Raw genomic sequence first — 21,973 nt, 5'->3', positions numbered from 1 at the left:
GACAGGTGGGCGCGGCCGTCGGCCAGCGGGATGCGGCGGACGAACCACTCGTCGCCCCTCCACAAACACCGGACCGGTGACGGGGTTGGGCGGCGCGGTCACCTTTGCCAGGTCACGGAAATCCTCCATCTGCGCGTAGGCGGCGCCGCGCTGCCTACGCTGGGGGGATGCACACCCCATCGAACGACCCGGTGGCCGAGGCGCGGGCGGCGAGGCAGCGCTACCGCGCCGGGGAGGTGCGGACCACCAGCGGAGTGGCCCCGGGCGTGACGCAGGCGAACCTCGTGGTGCTGCCGGCCGACTGGGCGTTCGACATGCTGCTGCTGGCCCACCGCAACCCGGCCCCCATGCCGCTGCTCGACGTCACCGACCCCGGCGACCCCACGACCTCCTGGGCCGAGGGGGCCGACCTGCGCACCGACCTGCCGGCCTACCGCATCTGGCGCGACGGGCGGGTGGTCGAGGAGGTGCCCGACGCCGCCGACCACTGGACCGACGATGCGGTGGCCTTCCTGTTCGGGTGCTCGTTCGGCTTCGAGGCGGCGCTGCAGGGCGCAGGGGTGCCGGTGCGGAACATCGAGCAGGGGCGGAACGTGGCCATGTACCGCACCCACCGTCCGCTCGTGCCCGCTGGACGGCTGCACGGGGAGCTGGTGGTCTCCATGCGGCCGATGCCGGTGGGCCTGGTGCCGCTGGCGTCGACGACCAGCGCTGCGGTGCCGCTGGCGCACGGGTCGCCGGTGCACGCGGGGGACCCGGCCGGGTTGGGGATCGGCGACCTGGGGCGGCCGGACTTCGGGGAGGCGACCGAGCTGGAGCCCGGGGACGTGCCGGTGTTCTGGGCGTGTGGGGTGACGCCGCAGGTGGTGCTGGAGGCGTCGCGCCCGCCGTGGGCGATCACGCATGCGCCGGGGCACATGTTCGTGACCGACGTGCTCGACGGGCGGCGGTAGGCGGGAGTGTGGCCGGGGGCTGGTCGGCCGGTCGGGGGCCGGTCGGGAAGCTGGCAACCCGGTGCCCGGCCGTCACGCACGAGTGGACACAGCAATGCGGCACCTGACATACCGAACACGGTGTGTCAGGTGCCGCTTGGGTGTGTCAGCTCCTGGCAGGGGGCTGCGTCAGCCGACGTATCCCATCCGCATGTTGCGCTTCTGGGCGCCCTTGTGGGCATCGAAGATGTTCCACAGCCAGGTGGCGAACATGAACGGCCACATGATCCACCCGAGCAGGATGAAGGTGAGCAGGGCCGAGAGGATGCCCATGCCTACCATCGCGCAGAAGAACATGAGACCCCTCGCCACGTCGCCGTTGACCAACTGGCCGAGGCCGGCGATGAAGAAGCTGGCGACGGCGGCAAGCTCAGGGCTCTTGGGAGTGGCCATCATCTGACCGTTGGGCCCGGCGTGACCGTTCGGGCCGGCGAAGCCCTGCTGGCCGGGGTACTGGTGCGAGGAGCCGGCGAAGTGCTGGCCGGGCTGCTGACCGGGGTAGGAGCCCGCCTGCAGGTGCCCGGTGTGGGACGGGTTGCCCTGCGGGTACGGGGCCAGTGCGTTCTGCTGGGGCGTCTCCTGGCCGGGCGCCCAGGTGCTCGACTGCGGGCCCGTGTGCTCGTGCGGCGGGGTCGTCGGCTGCGGGCCGTCGGTGGCGTCGAGCGGGCTGGCGCCCTGCGGGGTGCGGTCGTCCATGGTGTTCTCCCTGGGGATGGGGCGTGTGGGCGGTGGCCGGTCGCGCGGCGATCAGCTGATGCTGGGGATCCTCGCCCCATCGGCTGTCGTTGCGCTGTCGGGCCCCGCATCAGGCGGCGACGACGGCGACGCTGGCGACGGCGCCAGCGGTAACTGCCGGGCGGGGCTACGCGGGTGTGTGGGTGGGGGGAGTGGGCGTGTCAGGTCCGTGATGAGGCCACGCCACCGCCGCGCCACCCCGCCATCACCCGGGCCGTCCCGCGCGCTTACAGTGGCCCGGGTCACAGTCGACCGCCCGGGAGGCCCGCCATGACCGACACCATCACGCCCACCGGTTGCCCCGTCGCGCACACCGCTGCACACCGCGAGCAGCACGCGGGCAAGCACCCCTTCGACCCCTTCGGCGACGCCTACCAACACGACCCCGCCGCCGCCACAGCTGTGTTCCGCGAGGAACAGCCCGTGTTCTACGACGAGGCCCTCGGCTACTGGGTCGTCACACGCTATGAGGACGTGCGCGCTGTCTTCCGTGACCACGAGACGTTCAGCCCCCGCATCGCGCTGGAGAAAATCACTCCGACCACCGACGAGGCCACCGAGGTCCTGAAGACCTACGACTTCGGCTTGGACCGCACCCTCGTCAACGAGGACGAGCCCGCCCACATGGCCCGCCGCCGCGCCCTGATGGGTTCCTTCGCCCCCGAGCACCTGGCCGAGCACGAGGAGATGGTCCGCCGCCTCACCCGCGAGGCCGTGGATGCCTTCATCGACGAGGGCCGTGCCGACCTGGTCACCCAGCTGCTCTACTGGATACCGCTCAACGTCGCCTTCCACTTCCTCGGTGTGCCCGAGGACGATATGGCCACCCTCAAGCGCTTCTCGGTGGCCCACACCGTGAACACCTGGGGCCGTCCCACGCCCGAGCAGCAGGTGGACGTGGCACACAACGTCGGACAGTTCTGGCAGTACGCCGGGCAGGTGCTGGAGCGCATCCGCCAGGACCCCGACGCCCCGGGGTGGATGCCGTTCAGCGTGCGGGCGCAGGCCGAGCAGCCGGAGGTCGTCACCGACTCCTACCTGCACTCGATGATGATGGCTGGCATTGTCGCCGCGCACGAGACGACCGCCCACGCATCAGCCAACATGGTCAAGCTCCTGCTCGAGCACCGCGCCGTGTGGGACGAGGTGTGCGCCAACCCCGCGCTCATCGCCAACACGGTGGAGGAGTGCCTGCGCCACGCCGGGTCGGTGGCGGCCTGGCGGCGGCTGGCGCTCCGCGACACCCAGGTGGGCGGGGTCGCGATCCCGGAGGGGGCCAAGCTCCTCATCGTGAGCGCCTCGGCCAACCACGACGAGCGCCACTTCACCGATGCGGACACGGTCGACCCGCGGCGCGAGTCCGCCGCCGAGCACCTCACCTTCGGCTACGGCGTCCACCAATGCCTGGGCAAGAACCTTGCCCGGATGGAGATGCAGGTCTTCCTGGAGGAGCTCACGACTCGCCTGCCGCACCTGGAGCTCGACCCGGACCAGGAGTTCTCCTACGTGCCCAACACCTCGTTCCGTGGGCCGGAGCACCTCTGGGTGGAGTGGGACCCCACGGCCAACCCGGAGCGCACGAACCCCGGCATCCTGGACCGCCACCGGCCGATCACCATCGGTGAGCCCTCCAAGGGTGCCCTCTCGCGCACGCTGCGGGTGGAGTCGGTGACCCCGCTGACCGACGAGGTGCGCCGCGTCCGCCTGGTGGACCCCACCGGGCGGGCCCTGCCGCGCTGGACCAGTGGCGCCCACATCGACCTCGACTGCGGCGAGGACGAGGACGGCCTGCGCTCGCGGCAGTACAGCCTCTGCGGCGACCCGTCGGCCGACCACCTCGAGATCGCCGTCCTGCGCGAGGACGCCGGACGCGGCGGCTCGGCCTGGGTGCACGCCGAGCTCACCGAGGGTGCCCAGGTGACCGTTCGCGGGCCGCGCAACCACTTCGGCCTCGACGACGGCGACGGCCCCCTCGTGCTGGTGGCCGGGGGCATCGGCATCACCCCGGTGCTCGCCCACGCCGACGCCGCGAAGGCAGCGGGCCGCGACTACCGGGTGCACTACTTGGGACGGTCGCGTTCCACGATGGCGTACCTGGACCGGCTCGAGCGCGACCACGGGGAACGGGTGTCGGTGCACGCCGCCGACGAGGGCCAGCGAGCAGACCTGTCGGCCCTCCTTACGGACCTGCCCGAGGGAACCCGCGTGTACGCCTGCGGACCGCAGCGCCTCCTGGACGCACTGACCGAGCTGGCCGCGAACTGGTCGGAGGACACCCTGCGGCTAGAGCACTTCACCAGCACCCTGGGCGCCTTGGATCCCGAGGTGGAGCACGCGTTCACGGTGGAGCTGGAGGTCAGCGGGCAGACGCTCGAGGTCGCGGCCGACACCACCGTGCTGGACACGCTGCGCGCCGCCGGCGTCGACGTGCCGAGTGACTGCGAGGAGGGACTCTGCGGTTCCTGCGAGGTCCCCGTGCTCTCCGGTGAGGTGGACCACCGGGACGTGGTGCTCGCCGCCGCGGAGCGCCGGGCGGGGCGGTCGATGATGACCTGCTGCTCCCGGGCCTGTGGGGACCGGCTGGTCCTGGACCTCTGACGGCCATCGAGTGCGGTCCCGCCGGGCGCCCGGCGGGACCGCCGGGCGGCCTCAGCTGGCGAGGAAGCGGTTGATCTCCGTCGCGGTGCGGATCGGCGCCTCGTTCATGGCGTAGTGCCCCGCGTCGGGCAGCACCACCACCTCTGAGGTGGGCATGAGCTCACACCAGGTCGCCCGGATGGTTTGCTCGCCCAGTGCCGGGTCCTGCGCACCGACGATCGCCAGGCTGCGGGCAGCGTTGGCCGGCACCTCGTCGGCGAAGTCGGCGGACACCCACGAGCGGAAGTGCCCGCCGAAGGCCTCCTCGGTGGACTCGGCGCGGGAGGTTGCCACCACGGCGTCGATCCAGCGGCGGCTCAGGCGGTTGCCGGTGGTGACGTCGATGATGGTGGCGCGGTTCTCGTCGTCCTGCGCCGCGCCGCCGAAGAGGGCCTCGCCGTCGGGGTCCAGCGGAGTGGGCGAGGCGGGCACCGGGCTGATGCCGATGAGGGCCCTGACCCGCTCTGGGGCGAGGGAGAGGACGCGCTGGGCGGCGGCTCCCCCCATCGAGTGGCCGACGACCGAGAACTCCCGCGCGCCGAGGGAATCAGCGGCGGCCAGGGTGTCGCGGGCGATCTCGTCGAGCGTGAACTCGCCGGCCTCGTCCTGCCGCTGTCCGTAGCCGCGGTGGTCGAGGAAGACGTGGGTGCAGGCGTCGCCGTCGAGGGTGTCGACGAACTCCGTGCCCCAGCCGGTGGCGGCCGAGCCGAACCAGCCGTGCAGGTAGAGGACCGTGTGGGGGCCGGAGCCGTGGGTGCGCAGCGAGGAGTTGTGCATGAGGTGACGCTAGTCCTCGCCGGCCCTCGGGGCCAGGGGTCCGTGGCCGGGTGGCTGGCCCTGGAGGCAGGACGCTCAGAAGGCGCCGACAGTGACCCCGAGCCCCACCGCGGCCAGCAAGCCGACCAGCGGCACCAACACGGTCACCACGAAGATGTCCTTGTAGGACTCGCGGTGCGTCAGCCCCGTCACCAACAGGAGCGTGATGATGGCGCCGTTGTGCGGCATCGAGTCGAAGCTGATGGAGGCCATCGCTGCCACGCGGTGCAGGACCTCGGGATCGATGCCCTGCGCGGCCGCCTGGGACAGGAGCTGCTCACCGAAGGTGTTCAGCGAGATGGTCAGACCGCCGGAGGCCGAGCCGGTGACACCCGCGATGCCCGCCGTGGACAGTGCCGTGGTGACGATGGGGTTGTCCGATACGTCGAAGATGCCGTCGCGGATGAGGGCGAACGCGGCCAGCGCAGCGATGACGGCGCCGTAGGCCACCTCGCTGGCGGTGGTGAAGACCGGCAGCACGGAGTTCTTGGCGCCGTCCGACAGGCCGTCCACGTAGGTGCGGGCGCGACGGGGACGCAGCAGGAAGATCACGACGATCGCGGCCAGCATGGCCGCGGCGACCGACCAGATGCTGGCCACCTGCGCCACCGTCACGCCGCCGTACTTCTCCTCGGAGAGGTAGGAGGTGTCCATCGCGGGGATCACCACGTAGGTCAGCAGCGCGTTGACTGCCACGACCACGAGGATCGGCAGGAGCCCGATCAGGCCTTGCGCAGTCGTCACCCGGCGGGGAGCCTCGGGTGCGGCATCGAGCGTCAGGGGGGTCACCGAACCGGAGGAGGGGCGGCCGGCGGCGCTGTCACGGCGCTCGATGTCAGTGGGGTCGGCGTAGGCCTCGCCGGCGGCCGCGAGCTGGCGCTGCCGCATCGACAGCCACCACATGCCCAGCCCGAACACGAGGACGGCGCAGACCAGAGCGAGCCCGGGTGCCGCGAAGGTGTCGGTGCCGAAGAAGCGGGTGGGGATGGCGTTGTGGATCTGGGGCGAACCGGGCAGCGCAGCGGTGGCGAACGTGAAGATGCCCAGCGCGATGGCGGCCGGCATGAGGCGGCGGGGGATGTTTGCCTGCCGGAAGAGGAAGGTGGCGACCGGGAACATCGTGAACACGATCACCCAAGCGCTGATGCCGCCGTACGTGAGCAGCGCGGTGGCCAGGACGGTCACCAGCAGCGCGTGCTTGGGGCCGAGGCGGTCGGAGATCCACGTGGCGAGGTCCTCGGCGTAGCCGCTGTCGCTCATCAGCTTGCCCAAGATGGCGCCGGTGAGGAACAGCGGGAAGAAGGTGCTGAGGAAGCCGGCCAACGCGGGCATGAACACCTGCGTGTAGGTCGCGAGCAGCGGAGCGCCCGAGAAGAGGGCGGCAACGAGGGCGGCGACCGGGGCCACCACGAGCACCGAGTGCCCGCGGTAGGCGAGCACGATGAGCAGGATCAACGAGACGGCGATGCCGATCAGGCCGAGGGTCACGAGGGGGCCTCTCTGGGAGTGTGGCGTGGGTCACCCGGACACTACTGCCGCGGGAGCTGTGGTGGGTCACCGCCACGTCACGGTCTCGCGCGCCGGGCAGGTGGTGGACACGTCGAGCCCCGCCCCGGGGATCTGACACGCTGATGGACCCAAGTCCCCGCCCGCCCGGGGGAGCTGACACACCAAGGCGGCACCTGACATACCGAACACGGTGTGTCAGGTGCCGCCTTCTCGTGTCAGGTCCGCAATGAGGCCAGCATCAAGGCGTCATGTGGTGGCCACCTTTGGTTCACGCTGGGGGCCTAGCGTGCGCGTATGGACCGTCGTATCTTCCTCTCGAGCCTGGGCGCCGGTGCGTTCGCCGCCGCAGTGACCGTCGCCGCCCCCGCATCGGCCAGCGTCGTCGCAGCTACCTCACAACGCGCGGCGACCCGGGTGCTGGTGGCCACATCAGAACCCTGGGGCACGTACCACATCGAGAACCTCCTGGACGAGGCCGAGATCGCCGGTCGAGAGATCGCCCTGGTGGTGCCTGACCGCTCCCAGATCGCCCCCGAGGACCCCGTACCCACCGTGACCCTTGACGAGGCTGCCGGATGGGGTGCCGACCTGTTGGTGGTCAACTCCGCCAACGACTGGCCCACGCGAGTGGCAGCGTCCTTGCCGGACCTCCCGGTTGCGGCCAGTTCACTTGCCTACCTCACCCCGGTCGAGGCCCCGGGGGCGGCGGCCCTGCGCCCTCGCCTGGTGGCCATGACGGCCGGCGCCGGCGGCGAGGCCGAGGTCTTCGCCGCCCACTTCGGCGTCCCCGCATCCCGGGTGAAGGTGGTCGGCAATCCAGCCCTCGACGGCCTTCCCCGCCATCAGCCGAAGCCGGGCAGCGTGCTGATCGCCACCTCGGTCACCAAGGACGACGAGACCGGTGATGCAGCCCCCGGCTCGGCCCTGCTGCTGGAGGTCGCACACGCATTGGCCGATGCCGGGGCCCACGTCCGCGTCGGACTGCACCCTCGGGAGGACCCGTCCATCTGGAGCCGCTTCGAGGCGGCACCGGAGGGCACCATCGAGGCATCCACCCGCGCCGAGGTGTGCATCGGAATCCCCGGCTCGGTGTTCCCCAGCATCGCCGCGATCGGCTGCCCGCTGGTCGGCATCGTGGTTCCCGGTCTTGAGACGCCGCCCTACATCCTTGCCCTGTGTGCCCGGGCAGGGTCCTTGCGCTCCGCCGTGACGGCTGCGCACGCGGGTTGGCGCCCGGGCGCGGCGGACATGCGCCGAGCCATCGGACCGGTGGGTGGTTCTGGGGAACGGCTGTGGCTGGCGTTCGAGGATGCCGTGCGTCGCGGCCCGATCATCGACACCGGGGTCGACGGAGACCGGCCCGGCGCGACGGGCGGTGCGATGGATGGCTCCCTGCTGCCAGCTGTCGCCGGAACGGGGTTGGTGGCCGCCGGCGCGGTGGTGCTGGCTCGGCGGGGGATCCTTCGGGAGATGTGAGGCCCCCGCGTCTCGGGACCCTGGGCGGCACCGCCCGCCCTACCCCACCGCCCGCGCCAGCCCCCACACCCCCACCACCCTTGCCCCACCTCGCCGCCCCCGCTAGGTTCACCGTGACGCAGGCCACACGCGACGAGGAGGCCCGATGCCGCTCTACGAGGTCCGGTGCGAGGCGCAGCACGACGCCGAGCTCTCCATCCCCCTGGCCGCGGCCGACGAGCCGCTCACCTGCCCCACCTGCGGCGCCACTGCCCGCCGCCGCATCTCGGCACCTCGCCTCGGTCGCGGCAGCGACCCGCGCGCCCGCCTCATCGAGTCCACCCGGGCCAGCGCGCACGCCCCCCAGGTGGTCGATGCGGTGCCCCCGCCCACCCGCGGCGGCTCACCCTCCCGGCCCCGCACCACGGGCGACCCGCGCCACGCGAAGCTGCCCCGCCCCTGACCGACTCACCCGATCGTCGCCTCGGGAGGGTCCCGGGGTGGTCACCCCGAAGGAGCCCGAGATGCCGAAGAACATCTTCCCGCTGGATTCCGCGAAGTCCTTCACCGAGCAGGAGCTGCTCGGTCACAACCGCTGGCACCCGGAGATCCCGCCGGTGGTCACCGTGAAGCCCGGTGACACCTTCCGGGTGGACTGCCGCGAGTGGTTCGACGGCTTCATGAAGAACGACGACTCCGCCGAGGACATCCGCGACGCCCCGATGGACAAGGTGCACACCCTGTCCGGGCCGTTCCGGGTCGAGGGCGCCAAGCCGGGTGACCTGCTCATCGTCGACATCCTCGACGTCGGCCCGATCCCGCAGGAGGAGGGCCCGCTGGCCGGCCAGGGCTGGGGCTACACGGGCATCTTCGCGAAGAAGAACGGCGGCTCCTTCCTCACCGACCAGTTCCCGGACGCCTACAAGGCCGTGTGGGACTTCACCGGACAGACCGCCACCTCCCGCCACGTGCCCGGGGTGAGCTTCACCGGCATCATCCACCCGGGCCTCATGGGCACCGCGCCCTCGGCCGAGCTGCTCGGGAAGTGGAACACCCGCGAGGCGGCGCTCATCGCCACCGACCCCGAGCGCGTGCCCCCGCTGGCCCTCCCGCCGCAGCCGAACGACGCGATCCTCGGCGGCGTCCCGGAGGGCGACCGGGAGCGCGTCGCCGCCGAGGCCGCCCGCACCGCCCCGCCGCGTGAGAACGGTGGGAACCAGGACATCAAGAACCTGTCCAAGGGAACGCGCGTCTTCTACCCCGTGTACGTCGACGGCGCGAACTTCTCCGTGGGTGACCTCCACTTCAGCCAGGGCGATGGTGAGATCACCTTCTGCGGTGGCATCGAGATGGGTGGTTTCATCGACTTCCACGTCGACATCATCCCCGGCGGGATGGAGAAGTACGGCGTGCACGAGAACGCCATCTTCATGCCGGGCAACGTGGCTCTTCAGAGTTAAGTGTGGGGTGAGGCGTCGAGCCCGCCGGCGATGAGGAGCATTCGGAGGCGGTAGTGCTCGAAGTTCCGGAATCCGCGGGCGATGCGGCGGCCGAGTTCGATGATCCCGTTGACGGCCTCGGTGCCCCCGTTGCTCGCGCCGTCGGTGTCGAAGTAGGCAAGGAACGCGGTCTTCCACCGGCGTAGCGTCTTCCCCAATCGCGCGATCTCGGGGATCGGGCAGGATGGCAGCTTCTCGATCAGCTGCTCGGCCAGTCGACGACCCTGCGCGTGCGTGGGCTGGTGGAACACGTCTCGGAGGTCCTGGGCGCACTGGTAGGCGACCTCGACCGCGACGTGATCGGGGTGGGCCGCGAATGCGCTGGCCAGACGGGTCTGCTGGCGCGGCGTGAGGCGTTCCCGTCCGGCGCGGAGAACATGACGGATCCCGTAGAGGGGGTCGCCCTTGCGGCCTCGGTGGCCGAGGGTCTCCTGCTGGATCCGGCGGCGGACGTCATCGACTGCAGCCCCGGCGAGCTTCACGATGTGGAAGGCGTCCAGCACGCAGGTGGCATCCTCGAGCTGGTCATCGATCGCGTTCTTGTAGCCTTGGAACGGGTCCAGCGTCGCGATCTCGACCCGCTTGCGGAACTCCTCGCCGCGCTCGTCGAGCCAGTCTCGGTAGGCCTTGCCGGATCGGCCGGGGACGAGGTCGAGGAGTCTGGCGGTGGGGTGGGTGCCGCGAGTCAGATCGACCATCCCGGTGAGCTCCTTCGGTCCGCGCCTGCGCGGGTCCCGGTGGTGCCAGATGTGTTCGTCCACGCCCAGGACCTGAACGCCCTCAAACCTGGATGGATCGCCTGCGGCCTGGGCCAGGACGGGCTGGACCTGGGACCAGAGCGTGTTCCAGGTTGTGCCGAGCTGGCGGGCCAGGCCCTGGATCGTCGCTCCCACGCGCCGGAGCTGTCCGATCGCCCAGCGGATCGCGCGCGTGCTCAGCAGGCCCCGCGGGGCGCAGACCTCCGGGTCCTGCTCGACGAAGGTCGTCACCGCGCAAACGCTCTCGAGACAGATCCAGCGGCGCTTGCGCCACCGGATCCGCACCGGCCGTCCGGCCCAGGGAGCGTCGATCATCTCGATCGTGATCCGGCCGTGGCCAGTTGCGACGACACCGCAGCCCGGGCAGCCGGCGACCGGGTCGCAGGACTCGACCTCAAGGACCAGTCCCGCTCGGGCCTTGGTGACCGCCACGAGGTGGAGGCTGGGGAAGTCGAGGAGAAGGTCGCATCGGTCGCAGCGATCGAGCGCGTCAGGGCATACGCAACTATGGTTGGGCATCGTCGAGGTCCTTGAGATCAGCGGGGGTAGAAGTCCGCTCATCATCGGGGACCTCGACGTCTACCTCCAGCTACCCCGCGCCAGCGGCGCGCCCACACTCAACTCTGAAGAGCCGGCAACGTGGAGCCGCGGTACAGCCAGTGGCTGAGCTTCTCCGGCACCTCGGTGACCCTCGACGGCGAGCAGCGCTACCTGGACTCGCACCTCGCCTACCAGCGGGCCTGCCTGCACGCGATCGACTACCTGACGACCTTCGGCTGGTCGCCCGAGCAGGCCTACCTGCTCCTCGGTGCGGCGCCGATCGAGGGCCGCTTCTCGGGCGTCGTGGACATCCCGAACGCGTGCGCGACGGTGTACCTGCCCACCGAGATCTTCGACATCGACATCCGCCCGGGCGTGGGGGAGCCGCCGCAGGTCGACCCGGGCATCGGGGCGCCGCGCGCCAGCCTCGACTGACGCGGGACCAGGAAGGGGCCGGGCCGTGGGGTCCGGCCCCTTTGTCGTGGTCAGAAAAGTGTCCCATCACCCATTTGCGGAGGGTGATGGATCTCCATTCCGTGTGGAAAAGCGCTGCGGCAGGACAAGTGTCCAGAAAGTGTGGTACCTGCTACGTTGACCGCGGGGGAAGGGGAATGTTCTCCCACGGGGTGGATCCCACACCCTGCTCACCTTTTCGTCTCTGAGGAGAAACCATGCGTATGTCCCTGCGCGCAGCCGTGGCCGGTGCGGCCGCGTCCGTCGTGGCCCTGCCGGTGGCCGCGACCGCCGACCAGTCCGTGACCATCACCAACCCGGAGGAGGGCGGGTGCACCCGCTGCGACGGCCCCTCAACCCCCGGGAAGGAGCTCGGCGTAGCGGTCCCGCAGCGTGGCCCACTGCTCCCACCAGCGGCCGCCGGCCTCCCCGCCGAGGTGGTCCTCCAGCTCCCGGAGGTAGGCCTCCCACCCGGCGGCGTAGCCCGGGGCGCTGGGCTCGGTGAGCAGCTCGTGGGTGAGGTGCAGCGTGGTCGCATCGGCGGCAGCCTCCAGACGGAGTCGGACGACGGTGAGCCGGCTGCTGGTCGGCCACTCGAACTCCAGCTGGCGCTCGGGCTGGCAGGCCACGAGCCGGCACTCGGGGGTGTCGGCGTCGTCGAAGTGGATGACGAAGGACCCTCCGGGACGGAGGTCACCCTCGACCGGGGCGAACCAGCGCGCCAGGCGATCGGGGTCGGTCAGGGCGTCCCACAGGTCCGTGGGCGTCGTCGGGTAGGTGCGCTCGAAGGTGGCGGTGGCCCCCTCGGGGGCGGTGCGGAGGGTTCCCAGCAGGTCGTTCACGGTGTCTCCTCGGGTTCGGCGCCGGGGGCAGGGTCGGCGTCACGCGTCGCCCGTCGGCCGCGGGCGATCTCGGTCTCCAGCGCATCGAGGCGCTGGTTCCAGAAGGTGGTGACCTGTGAGCACCACTGGCCCACGGGGTCGATGGCCTCGGGCTCGAGGCGGTAGATCCGGCGCTGCGCCTGACCGCGCACGGAGACGAGTCCCGCCTCGCGCAGCACCCGGAGGTGACGCGAGATGCCGGGACGGCTGACCGGGAAGAACTCGGCGATCTCCCCGGCCGCGAGGTCCTGCTCCGCGAGGCGCGTGACGATCTCGCGGCGGGTGGGGTCCGCCAGGGCGTCCCAGACGGGGTCAGCGCTCATGAAACATCAACGTAACTGGGTGGTTACATTCGGTCAAGGTCGATTCCCGGACCCGGCCGCGGCAGGGCGGACCGGCCCGCGCCGTCTCCCCTCAGACCGTGCCCATGTCCTCGTGGTCGGGCTCGTCCGGGTCGCTCTCCCGCAGCGACAGCGCCACGGTGAAGGCCGCCGCCGACAACCCGGCGGCGACGAGGACCGGCCTGCCTGCACGCCATCGAGTACCTGACGACCTTCGGCTGGTCGGCGGAGCGGGCCTACCTGCTGCTGGGCGCCGCCCCCATCGAGGGTCGGTTCTCGGGCGTGGTCGACATCCCGAACGCCTGCGCCACGGTCTACCTGCCGACGGAGATCTTCGACGTCGACATCCGCCCTGGCGTGGGGGAGCCGCCGCAGGTCGACCCCGGCATCGGTGCGCCGAGGTCCGTGATGGGGTGAGACCCGCCGGGGTGCGTGGACTGCTCCACAACCCCCGCCGCTGCGTGCGTGATCACCGCACCCATGTGGTGGTGCGGGCGGTGCGTCCCTGAGTGTCCTTCGGCGCGTTCCTGGGGGTGCCCCTCATCGTGCTGATCGTCACCGTGCTGCGCCTCACCCGATCGGCGGGCGAGGATGGACCCCATGACCGCACCCCGCACCGAGGCCGAGATCGCCAGGTCGCCCCTCACCCTGGGCGGTACCGTTGCCGTGCTGGTGCCCGCCGCGCTGAAGGCGCTGGTCGAGACGGCGGTCCTGGTGGCAGCCGTCGTGCTCGTCGTGGCCTTCAGCAACGACTGGGACTTCCCGTGGTTGTACTGGGGCATCGCGGCCGGGCTGCTCCCGTTCGCGACGATGCCGAGGACCTTCACCGTCCTGTCCAGGGCGGGGGTGGGCACCCCTCATCGGTGGGGTGTGCTGGTGGTGGTCCTGGCGATGCTGGCCCTGTGCGGCGCCGTGGCCGGGGTGGTCGGGGCCCTGCTCGCCCGCGCGGTGACCCCGCCCCCGGAACTGGGCGACGGTGCGTGGGAGCTGGCGCTGTTCGTGTTCGCCTGCGGCCTGTGGAGTGCCTTCTGGCTGTTGGTGCTGCTGTTCTTCTGGGGGTTCACGCGGGCGCTGGGAGTGCTCGTCTCGGTGATGGTGTGCCTCGTGGCCGGGCTGGGCATGGTGGCCCCGGCCCTGCTGCCGCACTTGGGCACCAGCGCGGCGGTGGCGCTGGCGACGGCCTCGCCGGTGGCGCTCCTGCCGGCACTGGTGCTGGTGATGGCGGTGCTGCCGGTGGGCCGCCTCTCGGAGGTCGGGCTGTGAGCTGACCCGGCAGACTCGGGCCGGGCGAGCTGAGCCGGGCCTGTCAGATGGTCTGTGTAAGCCGTACTGAGAGGAACGGTGAAGGATCATGACCATGACTGACAAGGAGCAGCGGGCTGGTGCCCAGCCCTCGGGGCAGGACTTGGTGGAGGAGTTGAAGGCTTCGGGGCAGTTGGACGGCTTGTTCGCGCAGATCGATGCCGGGCAGGTTGAGCTGACCGGGGATGGTGGTTTCGTCCCGGCGTTGGTGAAGGCTGCCCTGGAGCGTGGGTTGCAGGCCGAGCTCAGCAGTCACCTGGGCTACGAGAAGGGCTCGGTGGACGCTTCAGCGCACAGCAACTCGCGCAACGGGTCCACCCCGAAGACGGTCGCCTCAGAGGTGGGATCGATCGAGTTGGACGTCCCCCGGGACCGGGACGGGTCGTTCACTCCCCGCCTGGTCCCCAAGGGTCAGCGTCGGCTGGGCGGGTTGGACGACATGATCATCAGCCTCTACGCCGGGGGCATGACGATCCGGGAGATCCAGCACCACCTGGCTGGCACGATCGGCACCGAGCTGTCCCACGAGACGATCAGCAAGATCACCGACGCGGTCGCCCAGGAGGTGCTGGCCTGGCAGGTCCGGCCGTTGGAGGAGTTCTACCCGGTGCTCTACCTGGACGCGATCCGGGTCAAGATCCGCCAGGACCACCAGGTGCTCAATCGGGCGGCCTATCTCGCGGTCGGTGTCGATCTGGAGGGTGTCAAGCACGTCCTGGGGATCTGGGTCCAGGACACCGAGGGATCGGCGTTCTGGGCTCACGTGTGCGCCGACCTGGCCAACCGTGGCGTGTCCGACGTGCTGATCGTGTGCTGCGACGGGCTCAAGGGGCTGCCAGAGGCGATCGAGGCGACCTGGCCGGACTCGATGGTCCAGACCTGCGTGGTCCACCTGATCCGCGCGTCCACACGGTTCGTGTCGTACACCGACCGCAAGAAGGTCGCCAAGGAGCTCAAGCCGATCTACACCGCCGCCACCGAGCAGGCCGCCAGAGCCGCGTTGGAGGACTTCGCGGCCAGCGAGATGGGCCGGAAGTACCCCTCGGCGGTCGCGACCTGGCAGGCAGCGTGGGAGCGGTTCGTCCCGTTCCTGGCCTTCCCGCCGATGCTGCGGCGGGTGATCTACACGACGAACTCCATCGAGTCGTTGAACTATCAGCTGCGGAAGGTCACCAAGTCCCGCGGGCACTTCCCCTCGACCGACGCCGCGGTCAAGCTGCTGTGGCTGGCGATCTGCAACATCGAGGACCGACGAGCCGCTGAACGAGCCCGTGAGAAGGGCAAGCCGGCGGCCGAACGCAAGGCCAAGGGCCGCCTCGTCCAGGGCCAGGTCGTCACCAACTGGAAACAGGCACTGGCCCAACTCGCAGCGGCCTACCCCGACCGAATCAACCCCTACCTGTGAACACCCCCGCTTACACAGAAACCTTGACAAGCCCGCTGAGCCGGGTGGCTCAGACGGTGCCGCGGTCCTCGTCCAGGTGGGAGTCCCACGGGTCCTTCGGCTCCGCCAGGGCCAGACCCACCACCAGCACCGTGCCCCCGAGGAAGGCGGCGATGAGGAAGGGGCCCCATCCCTCGAAGCTGGTCAGCGAGGGCCACTCGTCACCGAGCACCCACCAGGCCAGGAAGAAGGCCACGGCCGCAGCCATGGTGGCGCCGGCGACCTTGCGCTGGTCGCGCGGGGTACGGGGACCGGGTGCGGGGGGCTGGGACATCGGTGACCTTTCGGGGGGACGAGCACACTCCATCACGACCCCTCGCCCCGGACCATCCCGGGCGCGCCGACCCCGCCCGCCCACCACGCCCCGCCCGCCCACCGGCCGACTCAGTGCAGATCGGTCCGGTCCAGCTGGGCGCCCGCGGTCCACAGCCGTGGCGTCGTCGCGTCGTAGGGGCCACGGGTGCCGGGCCGGCCCACCGAGGCGTAGAAGGCCTCGAACGCCTGCCGGGCAGCTTCCGCCGCAGCCAGGTCACCCTGCTGCTCCCGCAAGCTCGACAGCGACCGCAGGGCCTGCGCAACACAGCCGGGGTCGTCGATCTCCTGCAACAGCCCGATGGACCGCTGCACCTCCGCCACGGCCTCCGGCAGCTTGCCCAACCGGGACAGCGCGATGCCGCGCCCCCGGATCGCCAGCGCCAGCCGGTGGTCGTCCTCGCCGAGCACCGCGTCGGCCACCGCCTGGTCGTAGCACTCCACCGCCTCCGCATGGCGTCCCGCCATGTTGAACAGCCCACCGGTCACCGACAGCGCCGCGGACCGGATGCGGGGCACCTCGCTGCGCTGTGCCTCCAGCGCGTGCTGCAGCGCCTCCTCGCGCCGGTTCAGCTCCCGGGTGACGGTCACCAGGTTCAGCCGGGACAGGTCCGCGCCCCGGTCGTCGCCCTCGGCGGTGAACAGCTCCAGGGCTTGGTGGGCCAGGCTCTCCCCGGCCTCGTGGCGGGTCCGGTACATCTGCAGGTGCGCCAGTGCACGCACCATCCGGGCCCGCGCCAGGCGGTGCTCCCGCGTCCGGTCGGCCTCGGGCACCCGGTCCAGTGCCGCCAGGCAGTGCCGGGTGGTCCGGCCCCAGTCGCCGTGCAGCCATTCGTAGTCGTAGAAGGGCAGGAGCGCCCCGGTCAGCCCGGCGGCCTCCAGCGGCCAGTCGTGCTCTGCGGCCAACTCCACGGCCGCCGACAACCCGTGGCGTTCGGTGCGCAGCCACTCCCGGGGCCGCTCCACCGACCGGAGGGTCCCCGCATCGAGAAAGGTGGCTGGCTCCGGCACCCTCTCGTCGGCTGCGGGGTCCAGCAGGCCCGGGTCGTAGAGCGTGGGCGGTACCCCCTGGCCGGCGCGGTGGGCCAGCGCCCACCAGGTGCGCACCAGACGGCCGCATGCGGCGCGCAGCACGGCAGGGTCACCGCGCTCGCCCCGCGCCCGGGCCACGGCCCGGGTGAGCGTCTGCATCGTGTAGCGCGGCTGCCCCAGAGAGTCGGTGCCCTCCTCGATGAGGAGGTGCGCCTCCACCAGCGAGTCCACCACGCCGAACCACTGGGGGGTGCCCCCCAGGGCACCGATGGTCCACCCCGGGAAGGGCGACTCGCCCAGCAGGGGTAGCAGGTCGAAGGCCTCGCGGGCCACCGTCGGCAGGTCCTCCAGCACCGACTCGATGCCGGCCCGCAGGTCCAGTCCGCTGGCCGCCAGGTGGGGGAGCACCAGGTCGGTGCTGCGCAGCTGGTCCAGGACGACGCCCAGGTCCCAGCCGGGGTGCGAGCGCAGCTTGCTGCAGACCAGGTGCAGGGCCGTGGGGTGGTGGCCGCAGGCCTCGGCCACGGCCCGCGCCCGGTCCTCCTGGCCCGCCAGCCGGTCGGGGCCGAGGCTCCGCCGCAGCAGCTCCACCGAGTCCGAGGGCAACAGGGGCCTACGGCCAGGTTCTCGACCTGCGGCAGGGAGCGCAGCGGCCGGGAGCTGGTCACCAGGGCCATGCCCACCCCGGCCGGGAGGATCGCCTCGGTGAACGCCTGGTCCGGCGCGCCGTCGACCACCACCAGGGCGCGACGCTCCCGCAGCACCGTGGCCCACGCCCGCCGCTTGGACTCCTCGTCGGTGGGGATGTCGTGCCGCGGCCTCCCGGCCTGGGCCAGGAGGTCCTCCAGCACGGTGCCGGGGGTGCGCTGCATGCTGGTGCCGCCGTGCGCGTTCACGTAGAACACGCCACCGCCGAAGCGGGAGCCCACCTGGTGGGCCGCGTGGACGGCCAGCGCCGACGTGCCGATGCCGGAGCGCCCGTGCAGAACCACGCGCACCCCGTCTCGGGTCAGGGCCTGGTCGATGCGGGCGAGCAGCGGCTGTCGTCCCACGAAGGTGTGCGTGGGAGGCGGCAGGTGCCCCTCGGGACGGTTCTCGGCCGTGGCGGCCGTGGCGGCCGGAGCGGCCCTGAGGCTCTCACCGCGCAGGATCTGCTCGTGCAGCGTCAGGAGCTCCTGCGGCGGGTGCACCCCCAGCGTCTCGCGCAGCGTGAGCCGCAGCCGGGCGAAGGCCGACAGCGCCTCGGCGCGACGGCCCGCGGCGGCGAGGCTGGAGATCAGGGCCGCCCAGGTGCTCTCCCGCATCGGGTTGAGCGCGACCATGCGCTCCAGCTCGGCGATCGCCTGGTCAGGGTCGGTGCGCGCCACCAGGCCCCAGTACTGCTCGCAGGCGTCGGTGTGGGTCCGCTTCAATGATGGGGTGAGCCCCGCCGGGTGCGTCCCGGGCAGGGCATCGGGGAAGGGGTCGCCGCGCCACAGCTCCAGGGCCGCGGCCAGCTCCTGCTCCGCGCGGTCCTCCCCGCCGGGCTGCGCGAGGGCCGCCCGGGCCTCGCGCACGTGGGTGCGGAAGCGCTCCAGGTCGAGCTCCACCGCATCGGACAGGCGGTAGGTGCCGGCGGCGTAGACGATCGGCGACCCGTTCGGGCCGGACAGGGCCCGGCGGATGCGGGAGCAGCAGCCCTGCACCTGGTTGTCGGCGCTCGCGGGCGGGTTCTCCGGCCACAGGGCCTCGATGATCTCGTGGGCCGGCACGGGGCGCGGTGCACGGGCGGCCAGCAGCTCCAGCACGCGGCGCTCGCGCCGGGCGAACTCGTGGGTCCGGCCGGCGTCGTCGGTGACCACCAGGGTCCCCAGAACGGCGAGGTGCATGTCTCTCCTCTCGGCCGCCACCACGGCGGCGCTGCCGTGATGGGGGCAGCGTAGGTGCTCGCGCTGCCCCACCACGGAGGGTCAGGGCCAGGTGACGGTGAGGCTGTCGCCCTCGGTGATGACCTCGCCCCGCATCGAGAAGGTCTCCTCGCTGGTGGCGGGCTCCTGGGTGAGCTCCCAGGAGCCGTTGCGGTAGTTGTCGGACCCGACGAAGGCGGAGAACGGGCACCCCTCGGGCTCTGCCCCGGTGCTCCTCAGGCACTGGTCCAGGTGGGCCTTCGCCTGGTCTCGGCCTCGTCGGACCCTGCCGAGCCGGACTCCTGTGTCTCGCTGTCGGAACCGGTCCCTCCGGCGGCCCCCTCCGAAGCGCCGCCGGCGGGATCGGTCTCCTGCGTGGAGCTCGGGGAGCCCGTGGGTGCGGCCTCCGTGGACGAGTCCTGCGACTCCGACGGCTCGGCCTCCGCGGCGCTGTCCTGCCCGGATGCCTCCTCGGACTGCCCGGGCGCCGTCGAGGAAACCTTGGGCGGGGCCTCGGGGATGTCCGTGGGCGCCTCGTCCGCCCCCGAGCACGCGGTGAGCGCCCAGAGCGAAACAATCGCGGCCGGTATGGCCGAGCGGGCGCGGTGCATGGGGACCTCCAGTCGCTTTCGGTGGATTTCGCCATGTTCACACGCACCACCGACGGGACGGGGCCGCCAGCACGGTCCTCGACGACCCCGTGGGCCCCCTCGCGGCGTTCGACAGTCCGACGACAGTGGAACAACAGGATCGCTGCGGATCCGCCCGTTGGGTGACTTGTCTCCCTCTGTCGTGCCCGCTCGAGGGTGGTTCTCCCCGTGGCACCCGGGGTGCAGGACCCACGGCACCCGTGCACACCCCATCGGCACCAGCGACGGCCCCACGCCCTCGAGGAGGTGATTCCTGCAGGTTCGGGAGGGCATTTCCTCGCATGGTTCAGGCGGTGCCTTTTCCGGGCCATTGTCCCGGTCCGCGCACCGACCGGCCTAGGCTCGTCGCCGTGCCCGTCGACCACCGCCCCGCCAACCGCCACCCTGCTGCGTGGGAGGGGCACCTGTCCGGGACGCCGGCCTACCGGCGCATCCACCTAGCGCTGCTCTGCGCCGGGTTGGCCGCCTTCGCGCAGCTCTACTCACCGCAGGGGGTGCTCCCGCTGCTCGCGGTCGACGTCGGGGTCACCGCCTCCCAGGCCAGCCTGACCATCTCCGCGGCCACCACCGGCCTAGCGCTCTCGGTGCTGCCGTGGTCCTGGGTGGCCGACCGGGTGGGACGCGTGGTCTCCATGCGCATCGCCCTGGTCGCCGCGACCACGCTGGGGCTGGTGGTGCCCTGGTGCCCCTGGTTCGAGGTGATGCTGGTGCTGCGGGTGCTCGAAGGAGCGGCCCTCGGTGGCGTGGCCGCGCTGGCGGTGACCTACCTGACCGAGGAGGTCTCCGCATCGGTCGCGGCTGTGGCGGCTGGCACGTACATCGCGGGCACCAGCATCGGGGGCCTGGCCGGGCGGGTGGTGGCCGCGCCCGTGGCCGACCTCGCCGGCTGGCGCACCGGCACCTTCTGCGTCGCGCTGATGGCGGCAGCGTGCACCATCGCGTTCTTCGTCCTCACCCCACCGGCCCGCGGCTTCCGCCCCCGCCAGCCGTCGGTGTGGACCATCGCCCGCACGGTGGTGGACCACCACCGGAACCCGGCACTCGTCGCCACCTTCATGCAGGCCTTCCTGCTGATGGGGGCCTTCGTCGCCGTGTACAACTACCTCACCTTCCGGCTGGAGCTGCCCCCGTACTCCCTGCCCGTCGGTGTGGCGAGCCTGGTCTTCCTGGCCTACCTGGCGGGGACGGCGGCCTCCCGCATCGCCGGGGGGCTGGCGACGCGGCGCGGGCGGCGCGGTGTGCTGCTCGTCTCGGTGGGTGTGATGGGGGCTGGCGCCCTGGTGACCCTGCACCCCTCGCTCGTCCTGGTGGTGGTGGGACTGGTGGTGCTGACCGCGGGCTTCTTTGGGGTGCACGGTGTGGCCTCTGGGTGGGCGGGGGCGCTGCCGGAGCACGGGCGGTCGCAGGCCACCAGCCTGTACACCTTCTGGTACTACGCCGGGTCGAGCCTGTTCGGGTACCTCGGCGGGTTCGCGTGGACGGCGACGGGGTGGCCGGGGGTGGTGCTGGGAGTGGTCGGTCTGACCGCCGTGGCGGGGGTATGGGCCGTGATCTCCTTGCCCGGCGCTAGTCTGCGCTCATGAGCGGGCGCGACGAGGAGCAGTGGGGCGGCCAGGGCGGACCTGACGAGCACGGCCGCGATGACACGCCTCCCGAGTCGAGCGCCGACACGCCGGGGCAGGATCCCGGCGCGCAGGACACGGCTCCGCAGGGCCTCTTCGCCGAGGAGGCGCAGGAGGACACCTTCGCCCACGAGCCCTGGCGCGGTGCCCCGCAGCAGCCGGACCCGACGGCGGGTGCAGGTGACGGCGCGGGCGCGGTGCCTCCGCGGCCCGAGTGGGCGGGGGAGCCTGCGGCGGGTGCCGGGGAGGCCGCCGGGGCGACGGCTGCCGCAGCCGCTGGCCAGGGCGGGGCGGGTGGCCCTGAGGGCCCCGGGAACACGGGTCAGGCGTGGGGTGAGCCCTCGGGCGAGGGCTGGGGTGGGTCTGGCGGCGGGCTCTGGAATGAGTCCGACGTGGACCCGTACCCCGTGACCGGGACGCCCGAGGCGGGGTCGGGGCACTCCCGCACCGCACTGCTGGTGGTCGGGGGCACCGTCCTCATCGCACTCCTCCTGATGGGGGCGCTCGGGTTCACGCTGCTGCGCGGTTCGGGGTCGCTGCCCGGCATCGACCTGCCCTTCATCGGGAGCGAGGAGTCCGAGACCGACCCGGAGGAGTCGCCGGAGGAGACCACCCCGGAGGAGACCACGCCCGAGGAGACGCCCACCCCCATCCCGCCGGGGGAGGGCACTCCGGGCACCGGGCAGTCGCCCGTCGGCCCGAGCGACCCGCCGCCGCCCAGCCCCACCGACCCGGTGGCCGGCGAGATCCCCGTCGTCCTGGAGGTTCAGAGCACCGGGCCGGCGGAGGTCACGTGGGCCCTGCCCGACGGCTTCTCCCGCACCGAGTCCTTCGACGGCCAGTGGCGGCAGGAGGGCACCGTGCCCGCGGAGGGCGGGTACGTCAGCCTGTACGTCGTGGGCAAGGCTGCCTCGGAGCAGTTCGAGGTGTCCTGCCGGCTGGAGGCCAACGGCCAGGAGGTCGCCCAGGACTCCTCGTCCGGCCTGGTCCCGACCGTCCGGTGCGGCGAGGGCGTGCGTCCCTGATGCAGTGGGCCTCCCCCCGGGCGTGGACCCCGGGGGCGAGGCCCACCCGGACCTGGGATGACGCGGCCCGCCCGGCCGTGGATG

17 protein-coding genes and 4 pseudogenes are annotated in these 21,973 nt (G+C 71.9%); 11 read left to right on the top strand and 10 right to left on the bottom strand.

Annotated elements, in window-relative coordinates; all coding sequences use genetic code 11:
• Positions 1 to 167: 167 nt before the first annotated feature.
• The gene (locus tag KSED_RS11020; protein ID WP_015780159.1) at positions 168 to 953 is read left to right on the top strand and encodes a putative hydro-lyase; all 786 of its coding nucleotides are present in this window, start codon (positions 168 to 170) and stop codon (positions 951 to 953) included.
• 168 nt (positions 954 to 1,121) lie between these two features.
• Here the strand turns inward: KSED_RS11020 and KSED_RS15135 are convergent, their stop codons facing one another.
• Entirely contained in the window at positions 1,122 to 1,688 is a 567-nt protein-coding gene (locus KSED_RS15135; protein WP_015780158.1) for a hypothetical protein, read from the bottom strand.
• Positions 1,689 to 1,997: 309 nt separating this feature from the next.
• Between KSED_RS15135 and KSED_RS11010 the strand changes: the two genes are divergently transcribed.
• Positions 1,998 to 4,325, top strand: a complete 2,328-nt coding sequence (locus KSED_RS11010; RefSeq protein ID WP_015780157.1) for a cytochrome P450/oxidoreductase — start codon at positions 1,998 to 2,000, stop codon at positions 4,323 to 4,325.
• Between the two features lie 51 nt (positions 4,326 to 4,376).
• Here the strand turns inward: KSED_RS11010 and KSED_RS11005 are convergent, their stop codons facing one another.
• Both KSED_RS11005 and KSED_RS11000 read right to left on the bottom strand, forming a co-directional pair.
• Complete coding sequence (locus tag KSED_RS11005) at positions 4,377 to 5,141, bottom strand: alpha/beta fold hydrolase (protein ID WP_015780156.1); 765 nt, start codon at positions 5,139 to 5,141, stop codon at positions 4,377 to 4,379.
• 75 nt (positions 5,142 to 5,216) lie between these two features.
• Complete coding sequence (locus tag KSED_RS11000) at positions 5,217 to 6,668, bottom strand: GntP family permease (RefSeq protein WP_015780155.1); 1,452 nt, start codon at positions 6,666 to 6,668, stop codon at positions 5,217 to 5,219.
• A 315-nt stretch (positions 6,669 to 6,983) separates the two neighbouring features.
• Between KSED_RS11000 and KSED_RS10995 the strand changes: the two genes are divergently transcribed.
• The 3 genes and pseudogenes from KSED_RS10995 to fmdA all read left to right on the top strand — a co-directional run.
• Entirely contained in the window at positions 6,984 to 8,165 is a 1,182-nt protein-coding gene (locus KSED_RS10995) for a hypothetical protein (protein WP_015780154.1), read from the top strand.
• A gap of 145 nt (positions 8,166 to 8,310) precedes the next feature.
• Positions 8,311 to 8,607: an FmdB family zinc ribbon protein gene (locus KSED_RS10990; RefSeq protein WP_015780153.1), complete on the top strand. Its 297-nt coding sequence runs from the start codon at positions 8,311 to 8,313 to the stop codon at positions 8,605 to 8,607.
• A gap of 61 nt (positions 8,608 to 8,668) precedes the next feature.
• Positions 8,669 to 9,598 (top strand): annotated as a pseudogene (fmdA, locus tag KSED_RS10985) (formamidase); the annotation flags it as partial.
• A gap of 2 nt (positions 9,599 to 9,600) precedes the next feature.
• On the opposite strand, the gene KSED_RS10980 reads toward fmdA, so the two are convergent.
• The gene (locus KSED_RS10980; protein ID WP_115306791.1) at positions 9,601 to 10,920 is read right to left on the bottom strand and encodes an ISL3 family transposase; all 1,320 of its coding nucleotides are present in this window, start codon (positions 10,918 to 10,920) and stop codon (positions 9,601 to 9,603) included.
• A gap of 114 nt (positions 10,921 to 11,034) precedes the next feature.
• Here KSED_RS10980 and KSED_RS10975 point away from each other — a divergent pair.
• Positions 11,035 to 11,376, top strand: a pseudogene (locus tag KSED_RS10975) (acetamidase/formamidase family protein); the annotation flags it as partial.
• A 371-nt stretch (positions 11,377 to 11,747) separates the two neighbouring features.
• Here the strand turns inward: KSED_RS10975 and KSED_RS13835 are convergent.
• Both KSED_RS13835 and KSED_RS10965 read right to left on the bottom strand, forming a co-directional pair.
• Positions 11,748 to 12,236, bottom strand: coding sequence for an SRPBCC family protein (locus KSED_RS13835; RefSeq protein ID WP_015780152.1), 489 nt, complete (start codon positions 12,234 to 12,236; stop codon positions 11,748 to 11,750).
• Positions 12,233 to 12,598 carry an ArsR/SmtB family transcription factor gene (locus KSED_RS10965; protein ID WP_015780151.1) on the bottom strand — a complete coding sequence of 122 codons (366 nt, stop codon included), beginning with the start codon at positions 12,596 to 12,598 and terminating at the stop codon, positions 12,233 to 12,235. Before KSED_RS10965 ends, KSED_RS13835 begins: the two co-directional genes overlap by 4 nt.
• Before the next feature lie 198 nt (positions 12,599 to 12,796).
• Between KSED_RS10965 and KSED_RS14280 the strand changes: the two are divergent.
• The 3 genes and pseudogenes from KSED_RS14280 to KSED_RS10955 all read left to right on the top strand — a co-directional run.
• Positions 12,797 to 13,033: pseudogene (locus KSED_RS14280) on the top strand (acetamidase/formamidase family protein); the annotation flags it as partial.
• 183 nt (positions 13,034 to 13,216) lie between these two features.
• Positions 13,217 to 13,879 (top strand): hypothetical protein, encoded by a 663-nt coding sequence (locus KSED_RS10960; RefSeq protein WP_015780150.1) that lies wholly within the window; start codon positions 13,217 to 13,219, stop codon positions 13,877 to 13,879.
• A gap of 88 nt (positions 13,880 to 13,967) precedes the next feature.
• Positions 13,968 to 15,323, top strand: a complete 1,356-nt coding sequence (locus KSED_RS10955; protein ID WP_373419159.1) for an IS256 family transposase — start codon at positions 13,968 to 13,970, stop codon at positions 15,321 to 15,323.
• Positions 15,324 to 15,372: 49 nt separating this feature from the next.
• On the opposite strand, the gene KSED_RS10950 is transcribed toward KSED_RS10955, so the two are convergent.
• The 4 genes and pseudogenes from KSED_RS10950 to KSED_RS10925 form a co-directional block, all read right to left on the bottom strand.
• Complete coding sequence (locus KSED_RS10950) at positions 15,373 to 15,636, bottom strand: hypothetical protein (RefSeq protein WP_015780149.1); 264 nt, start codon at positions 15,634 to 15,636, stop codon at positions 15,373 to 15,375.
• Positions 15,637 to 15,746: 110 nt separating this feature from the next.
• The gene (locus KSED_RS15415; RefSeq protein ID WP_015780148.1) at positions 15,747 to 17,312 is read right to left on the bottom strand and encodes a tetratricopeptide repeat protein; all 1,566 of its coding nucleotides are present in this window, start codon (positions 17,310 to 17,312) and stop codon (positions 15,747 to 15,749) included.
• Positions 17,313 to 17,863: 551 nt separating this feature from the next.
• Positions 17,864 to 18,574, bottom strand: a pseudogene (locus KSED_RS15775) (AfsR/SARP family transcriptional regulator); the annotation flags it as partial.
• 254 nt (positions 18,575 to 18,828) lie between these two features.
• Complete coding sequence (locus KSED_RS10925; RefSeq protein WP_015780144.1) at positions 18,829 to 19,203, bottom strand: hypothetical protein; 375 nt, start codon at positions 19,201 to 19,203, stop codon at positions 18,829 to 18,831.
• Positions 19,204 to 19,592: 389 nt separating this feature from the next.
• On the opposite strand from KSED_RS10925, the gene KSED_RS10920 reads away from it, so the two are divergent.
• Together KSED_RS10920 and KSED_RS10915 are read left to right on the top strand one after the other, a co-directional pair.
• Complete coding sequence (locus KSED_RS10920) at positions 19,593 to 20,825, top strand: MFS transporter (RefSeq protein ID WP_015780143.1); 1,233 nt, start codon at positions 19,593 to 19,595, stop codon at positions 20,823 to 20,825.
• Positions 20,822 to 21,889 (top strand): hypothetical protein, encoded by a 1,068-nt coding sequence (locus KSED_RS10915; RefSeq protein ID WP_015780142.1) that lies wholly within the window; start codon positions 20,822 to 20,824, stop codon positions 21,887 to 21,889. The genes KSED_RS10920 and KSED_RS10915 overlap by 4 nt, the downstream gene beginning before the upstream one ends.
• Positions 21,890 to 21,973 lie beyond the last annotated feature (84 nt).

The organism is Kytococcus sedentarius DSM 20547 (genome assembly GCF_000023925.1).
GTDB classification, from domain to species: domain Bacteria; phylum Actinomycetota; class Actinomycetes; order Actinomycetales; family Dermatophilaceae; genus Kytococcus; species Kytococcus sedentarius.
This window is presented reverse-complemented; position numbering and strand designations above follow the sequence as displayed.

What these genes read in the sequence shown, in the direction of transcription:
- KSED_RS11020 (WP_015780159.1), top strand. Translation starts at nt 168, where the DNA reads ATGCACACCCCATCGAACGACCCGGTGGCCGAGGCGCGGGCGGCGAGG.
- KSED_RS15135 (WP_015780158.1), bottom strand. Translation starts at nt 1,688, where the DNA reads ATGGACGACCGCACCCCGCAGGGCGCCAGCCCGCTCGACGCCACCGAC.
- KSED_RS11010 (WP_015780157.1), top strand. Translation starts at nt 1,998, where the DNA reads ATGACCGACACCATCACGCCCACCGGTTGCCCCGTCGCGCACACCGCT.
- KSED_RS11005 (WP_015780156.1), bottom strand. Translation starts at nt 5,141, where the DNA reads ATGCACAACTCCTCGCTGCGCACCCACGGCTCCGGCCCCCACACGGTC.
- KSED_RS10995 (WP_015780154.1), top strand. Translation starts at nt 6,984, where the DNA reads ATGGACCGTCGTATCTTCCTCTCGAGCCTGGGCGCCGGTGCGTTCGCC.
- KSED_RS10990 (WP_015780153.1), top strand. Translation starts at nt 8,311, where the DNA reads ATGCCGCTCTACGAGGTCCGGTGCGAGGCGCAGCACGACGCCGAGCTC.
- KSED_RS10980 (WP_115306791.1), bottom strand. Translation starts at nt 10,920, where the DNA reads ATGCCCAACCATAGTTGCGTATGCCCTGACGCGCTCGATCGCTGCGAC.
- KSED_RS10965 (WP_015780151.1), bottom strand. Translation starts at nt 12,598, where the DNA reads ATGAGCGCTGACCCCGTCTGGGACGCCCTGGCGGACCCCACCCGCCGC.
- KSED_RS10960 (WP_015780150.1), top strand. Translation starts at nt 13,217, where the DNA reads ATGACCGCACCCCGCACCGAGGCCGAGATCGCCAGGTCGCCCCTCACC.
- KSED_RS10955 (WP_373419159.1), top strand. Translation starts at nt 13,968, where the DNA reads ATGACCATGACTGACAAGGAGCAGCGGGCTGGTGCCCAGCCCTCGGGG.
- KSED_RS10950 (WP_015780149.1), bottom strand. Translation starts at nt 15,636, where the DNA reads ATGTCCCAGCCCCCCGCACCCGGTCCCCGTACCCCGCGCGACCAGCGC.
- KSED_RS10925 (WP_015780144.1), bottom strand. Translation starts at nt 19,203, where the DNA reads ATGCACCGCGCCCGCTCGGCCATACCGGCCGCGATTGTTTCGCTCTGG.
- KSED_RS10915 (WP_015780142.1), top strand. Translation starts at nt 20,822, where the DNA reads ATGAGCGGGCGCGACGAGGAGCAGTGGGGCGGCCAGGGCGGACCTGAC.